The 6,857-nt window shown below is 39.9% G+C and carries 3 protein-coding genes and 1 pseudogene; 2 read left to right on the top strand and 2 right to left on the bottom strand.

What is annotated here, in order from left to right:
* Positions 1-1,401 (top strand): efflux RND transporter permease subunit (locus AAC037_RS16740; RefSeq protein ID WP_339904153.1); only part of this gene is annotated, 1,401 nt, incomplete at its 5' end.
* Positions 1,402-1,435: 34 nt separating this feature from the next.
* Complete coding sequence (locus AAC037_RS16735) at positions 1,436-2,821, top strand: TolC family protein (protein ID WP_339904155.1); 1,386 nt, start codon at positions 1,436-1,438, stop codon at positions 2,819-2,821.
* Between the two features lie 197 nt (positions 2,822-3,018).
* Here AAC037_RS16735 and AAC037_RS16730 read toward each other — a convergent pair whose 3' ends face one another.
* Positions 3,019-4,695 carry a SusD/RagB family nutrient-binding outer membrane lipoprotein gene (locus AAC037_RS16730; protein ID WP_339904151.1) on the bottom strand — a complete coding sequence of 559 codons (1,677 nt, stop codon included), beginning with the start codon at positions 4,693-4,695 and terminating at the stop codon, positions 3,019-3,021.
* A gap of 13 nt (positions 4,696-4,708) precedes the next feature.
* A pseudogene (locus AAC037_RS16725) lies at positions 4,709-6,857 on the bottom strand (SusC/RagA family TonB-linked outer membrane protein); the annotation flags it as partial.

Here is a 6,857-nt window from a genome sequence, read left to right as displayed (position 1 = left end):
TCCTCTTTGGCGGGTTATGAAATTCTTACAGAAGGAAGGGGATCCAATGCCGGCACTTGTCTTATCAACTTAAAAAACTGGTCTGAAAGACATCATTCCGTCAAGGAAATTATTGAAGAGCTGGAAGAAGAGACCAAAGATTTAGGTGCGGTGATTGAATATTTTGAACCACCGGCAGTACCGGGATATGGAGCATCTGATGGGTTCTCATTAAGGATGATCGATAAAAACAGTACCGTCGATTACCAAGAATTTGATCAAGTAAACCGTGATTTTATGGAGGCCCTAAATAAAAGGCCAGAACTTAGTGGGCTGTTTACCTTCTTTGCAGCCAATTACCCTCAATTTGAGTTAACCATTGACAATAAATTGGCCATGCAAAAAGGGGTTTCTATTGGTAAAGCCATGGAAAATCTTGACATACTTATTGGTAGTACTTATGAGCAAGGTTTTATTAGATTTGGAAATTTCTTTAAGGTTTATACGCAATCAGCTCCGGAATACAGAAAGCTCCCTTCGGATATTATGAATTTATTCATCAAGAATGAAGAGGGAGAAATGGTTCCTTACTCAGCTTTTATGAAAATGGAGAAAAAGCAAGGTCCCAATGAAATTACAAGATTTAATCTTTATACTTCCTCTTCAATAAAAGGAGTTCCTGCAGCCGGTTATACTAGTGGGGATGCGATCGAAGCCATTCAGGAAGTGGCAGCGGCAACCCTCCCCAATGGTTACGACATTGCATGGGAAGGGCTTTCCTATGATGAATCAAGAAGAGGTAACGAAGCCATGTATATATTTATCGTTGTATTGATCTTCGTTTATTTGGTTTTGGCAGCGCAATATGAAAGTTTCATCATTCCTTTGGCTGTTATTCTCTCCTTGCCGATCGGAGTTTTTGGCTCTTTCCTCATGTTGAAATTCATGGGACTGGCCAATGACATTTATGCACAGATTGGTCTAATCATGCTGGTGGGGCTTTTAGGTAAAAATGCAGTGTTAATAGTTGAATTTGCTATTCAAAAACACCAGCAAGGCTCCACTATTTTAGAAGCTGCAATCATCGGTGCAAAGGTGAGATTCCGCCCCATCTTGATGACATCTTTTGCTTTTATTGCCGGATTGATTCCCTTAGTCATTGCTACAGGAGCCGGAGCCATAGGCAATAGAACCATTGGTTCTTCCGCCATGGGAGGCATGTTATTCGGAACCTTATTTGGTGTAGTCATCGTCCCCGGGCTCTATTATATTTTTGGCAGCTTGGCTGATGGCAGAACACTAATAAGAGATGAGGACGAAACACCTCTTAGTGAGGATTATGTGAATAACCAATCCAATGCAAGCCTGATAAAAAAACTTAAGAAATTATTGTCGAAAAAAGAACTGAAAGATGGCCAATAAATTCATAAACAATACGACCAGCCTGTTGTTTTGCATGCTCCTATTATGGGGATGTAAGACACCACAGGTCAGAACGATCAATGAAAACAAGTCGGTTCCGGACAGTTTCAATACTTCAACAGACACTACTAACAGTGCCTTAACCAATTGGAGAGCGTTCTTTACTGACCCAAATTTGATCTCTTTGATAGATACTGCCCTAGCCAATAATCAGGAGCTGAACATCCTGCTTCAAGAGATAGCGGTAGAAAACAATGAAATACTGGCAAGAAAAGGGGAATACCTTCCTTTTGTAAACCTTGGGCTAGGTGCAGGACTGGAAAAGGATGGCAAATATACCCGTCATGGGGCCGTGGATGAAAGTCTGAATATTAGGGAAAGTCAGGCCATTCCTGAACCATTGCCTGATTTTATGGTGGGGGCTTTTGCTTCTTGGGAAGTGGATGTTTGGAAGAAGCTTCGCAATGGAAAAAAAGCGGCGGTTGCCAGGTATTTGTCCAGTGTTGAGGGTAGAAACTTTATGGTCACCAATCTAATTGCTGAAATTTCTAATGCCTATTATGAATTAATGGCTTTAGACAATCAGCTGGAAATAATACAAAAGAATATATCCATTCAAAAAAATGCTCTTCGAATCATTGAACAACAGAAACAGGCTGCTCAGGAAACGCAGCTTGCAGTTAATAGATTTGCTGCCCAGTTGCTCAATACTGAAAATCTGCAATATGATATTAAACAGCAGATTGTTGAAACAGAAAATTGGTTGAATTTCTTGGTAGGTCGATTCCCTCAACCTATCATCAGAAGTTCATCTGAATTCAATGACATTGCCATAGACGATATTCATTCAGGAATACCTTCTCAATTGCTGACCAACAGGCCGGATATTAAACAAGCAGAATTAGCTTTAGAGGCTGCCAAATTGGACGTTAGTATTGCAAGGGCCAATTTCTATCCTTCATTCAGCATTGAAGCGGGGGTGGGTTTTGGATCATTTAACCCTAAATACCTCCTCAACCCACATTCAATTCTATACAATCTGGGCGGGGATTTAATGGCTCCTTTGGTCAATAGAAATGCGATAAAGGCAACCTATAACAGTGCCAATGCCAAACAATTACAAGCTGTTTATAGCTATGAACAAACCATTTTGCAAGCCTATATAGAAGTAGCGAATCAGTTATCTCAGATCGTTAATTCTAGTGCAAGCTATGAAACCAAAGCCAAAGAAGTGGATTTACTCAATCAATCTATCAACATTTCCAATAGCTTGTTCCGTTCTGCGAGAGCAGATTATATGGAAGTATTGCTAACCCAAAGAGAGGCGTTGGAATCCAGAATGGAACTAATAGAAATAAAACTAAGCCAGATGAACTGCAAAGTCAATGTATACAAAGCATTGGGCGGCGGCTGGAACTAGCAGTGATGTAGTTTACTTAAAATTTTTATTCCTCAATTATTGATTAATGCTTAATAAGTAAAAGCCACTTGAAGGTTCAAGTGGCTTTTCTTTGTTATAGATCTCATAGTCAGTGGCATTGTTTCCTTTATTGGTTTGTAGCATTCTGGATTAATTTTCCAAATCAATAAATTTTCAGGTTATAAGCCTTTCAGCATTTACCAAGGTTTTCCGGAATTTTGTAGTAGCCACATTTTAGCATAAGGATGATCTTTACTTTGTCCGGCCGGTATATATTCAGTGTCCTCCAGAGAAGATAAGGCTTCTTCATAATTTTCTAGGTAGTTTGGGTCTAAATTCGGTGAAGGGTACATGTACCGAACCGGAATGGCAGCTCCAAATTGAGTGACAGGGCCGGCTTCAAGTACAGGGTAGCCGGTACGCCTCCAGTCAAACCAAGCCTGAGGATTTTGCCAGTTGGCTAACCATTTTTGTTCCATAATCCTTTGCTCTTTATTACTGCTGGAAGCAAATGATACTGAAGCTTGTTCATAATAGGTATCAAAGCTATAGCTTCCGACATTTGATAAAATGCCATATTTTTCCATCGACGCTTTAATTCCTTCTTTGTAATGCATTTCGGGATCACTTACACCAAACCCTCCCATCTGGGCCGCCTCAGCCATTAAAAATTTTACTTCACTGTAAGTAATTAAATTCATCCCTACATATTCATCTTGATCTTTGCGATAACGCTCATGTAAGTAGGAAATATAGGGGCTTCTTTCAGGGTGATACCCTTCCTCATCGTTACCTTTATTGAATGCCATGGCCTCCACAATAGGCAAACCTACAGGCAATCCCACATATAAATTGGTATTCACATTCAGCCCTTCTGGTGCCGGTTTAAATCGAACTGTATAAGATTCGCCAAGCACATTGGTAATGACAGAGTCTTTTTCTTCCAACACCCCATTGTCCCACTTGTATTGAACCGGCATCATCCACCGATGTAATCTGGGATCATTTAAATCTATTAGTTTATCTACAATAGTTTGTGCCGGTTTTAGCAACAAATTAGGGTTTGGACTATTCAACGGACCACCCGGTGCTGCATTGTTTTCATCAGTTCCAAGAAAATCTACTTGCGCATCATCCGTATTGTCGGTAAAGGTAAACTGTGAGGCTTCATTGAATTCTTTTTCCAAATCCACTCCTAAAGCAGTCATTTCTGACTTTTTCTCAATCAAACGCATACTGTAACGCATTCTCAAAGCATTGGCAAACTTTCTCCACTTCTGGGCATCTCCACCATACAGTATATCTGAAGAAGCATTTACCAAATCTTTTGCCGGATCTAGGTTTTGAAGCAATGTTTCAGCCTCTTTCAAATCCATCATAATTCCTTTATAAACATCTACCTGACGATCATATTCCGGAAAGAACACGTCATTTTTCGCTTGCAGTGCACTCGAATAAGGAATATCTCCATATAGATCACTCATCAAACCAAAATGAAAGGATCGCATAATCAATGCTATTCCTTTAAAGAATTGATTATCCTCTTCTATGGCGTTTTCATATATAACCTGATTATTTCTAAGGATGTCAAAATAGCTATTCCAAGACTCATGACTCCAACCATAAAAATTGACAACCACAGCCCCTTCATTGGTTCCACGTTGCACATACTGCATGGCTCCTGCTATTTTAGAATTTTCATACCCCAAATTATGGTAGGTCTTTGCTGTGTTTGACAATACATAAGTAAGAATATAATTGGAGGAAACCTGCTCAGGGCTGTTGGGGTTTATGTTGACCTCTGTCAGGTCTTCGCAAGCCCAAAGTGAAGCGATCAATCCAATAGTAAATATGTTTTTTAATAGATTTTTCATGACTATCATTCAGTTAAAATTCTGCATTTACTTTCAAGCCTAAAGAACCTGTCCATGGCATTACATTGTAATATTCTACTCCCTGAATCCATCGGTTTCCGGTTTGCCTAAAAGCCCTTTCCGGATCTATACCGTTTCCGGCTTCTGTCCATACAAATAGATTGTTTCCAACCACAGAAATTGAAGCATTTCTCAAGCTTATTTTATTTAGTAAATTGGTGGGTAAGCGATAGGTAAAAGCAATTTCCCTAAGCTTGACATAAGTAGCACTGTATAAATTTCTGTCAGGGAAGGGGCGGTTGGCATATCGGTAGGCTTGAAAAGGGTTTAGCCATTGGGTAGTAGCCCCACCAAGGTTTTCTATGTAAACGATATTGCCTTCAGCATCTCTACTTTCTCGCACACCTACGTTGAAACTGGCATCTTGCTCTCTATAGTCGGCCTCTTCTCCTGTCCAAGGCAAACCTCCATATGCGGCATTTCTTCCCCCTATCCAATTACCAAAATAGGCCTCAGGGTTTTCTTTGATCTGATCTTCAATGGGTCTATTCGGGTCATAAGACATGCCTGAAAGGGTTTCTTCCAACATTCCATTATTACCCAAAAACATCATTGTATTGGAGTAAAACTCGCCCCCTTGTCTCCAATCTATATTCGCATACACACTAAAGTTTTTATAGCTAAAGGTTGGCTGAAAGGATACCATCAGGTCATGGTTGAAATTCCCAATCTTTACTAAATTATTTACATCCTGATCTGCTTGGTACAAGCCACTACCGGTGAGTACAGGGTACCCGAAATAAGGTGATTCTGTATCTTTCACGGTAAGTACCGGACGCATGTATATGTCGCCTATGTCTCCCCCCACGTAAGTTCTCAACTCCGCTCCACTGTAAGAGGTGAAATTGTAATAAGTAATCCCATCTGCAAGTTCCTTGATACTTGTCCTGTTTCTGGTAAAATTAACATTCAAGTCCCATCTAAAATCCCCGGAAATAATAGGTGAAGTGCTAAGCCCCAATTCAAAGCCACGGCTTTCCACCAAACCGGCATTAATGAGCTTACTGCTAGCCCCCGATTCTATAGGAAGATCTATTGGCAATACTTGGTTCTTATTTCCACGGACATAATAAGTTGCATCTATGCCTACCCTATTGTTAAATAGAGAAATATCAAATCCTGCCTCTGAAGAAGTAGATATTTCAGGTTTTAAGGAAGTATTTCTCAGTAAACCTCCCATGTACATACTTTTTGCAGTACCCCAGTCTAAGGCCGTATTGAAAGTAGGGATCAAACTATAGGGAGCAACATCATTACCTACCTGAGCTATCCCTGCCCGAAATTTAAATAAATCTACAAAAGAAGGCATATCTACCATTTCGGAAACAATGGCACTCAAGGATGCTGAGGGATAAAAATAAGATCGGTTTTCTATTGGTAATGTACTTGACCAATCATTTCTGGCAGTAATATCCAAATACAATTTATCTTGGAACCCTGTAGATACAGACCCATAAACGCCATAAATAACTTTCCAGAATTGCTGGCTATCATAAGAAACTGTACCGGGTGCACCATTAGCAATGGTATACAGCATAGGAATGACCAATTGACCTGCATTATTATCCATAAAGCCATACTTTTGCTCCATCCTATTCACTCCGGCCAATGCTGTAATGTTCCAATCTTCATTGAAAATCTTTTGATAATTCAGCATAAAGTCCAAGTTGTTCTCCTTGTTGATATTGTTTCTTAAATGATACCCTCCATTGATTTGATCATAATTATTGTAAGCAATAATTGCCTCCTGCTGTTCATCATAAGAATCCCTGGCATAACGTAGCATCATGCTTAGATTACTGGTGACATCATAATCAAGCTGTAGCTTACTGACGGTCCTGTTTCTATCAAAACCTGTAGGGTTTTCATTGACGACGAAATAGGGGTTGTTTTGCTTTTGTTTATATTTTCTTTGAAGAATACCTTCAGACCCCGGTACCCAATACTGTTGGAGATCAAGAATATTTACTTGCGCTCCTGTCTCATATAGGCTTCTTACCGGAGAAGTTCTACCTCCATCAATAATAGGCCGATTGTCTGAACCTGATTCAGTAATGTTAATGGTTGCGGTTGCCCTTAGCCTGTCGGTGATATTATAACTG

Source organism: uncultured Cyclobacterium sp. (assembly GCF_963976465.1).
Lineage (GTDB): Bacteria > Bacteroidota > Bacteroidia > Cytophagales > Cyclobacteriaceae > Cyclobacterium.
The sequence above is the reverse complement of the archived record's forward strand: the minus strand, read 5'-3'. Positions and strand labels throughout refer to the sequence as shown.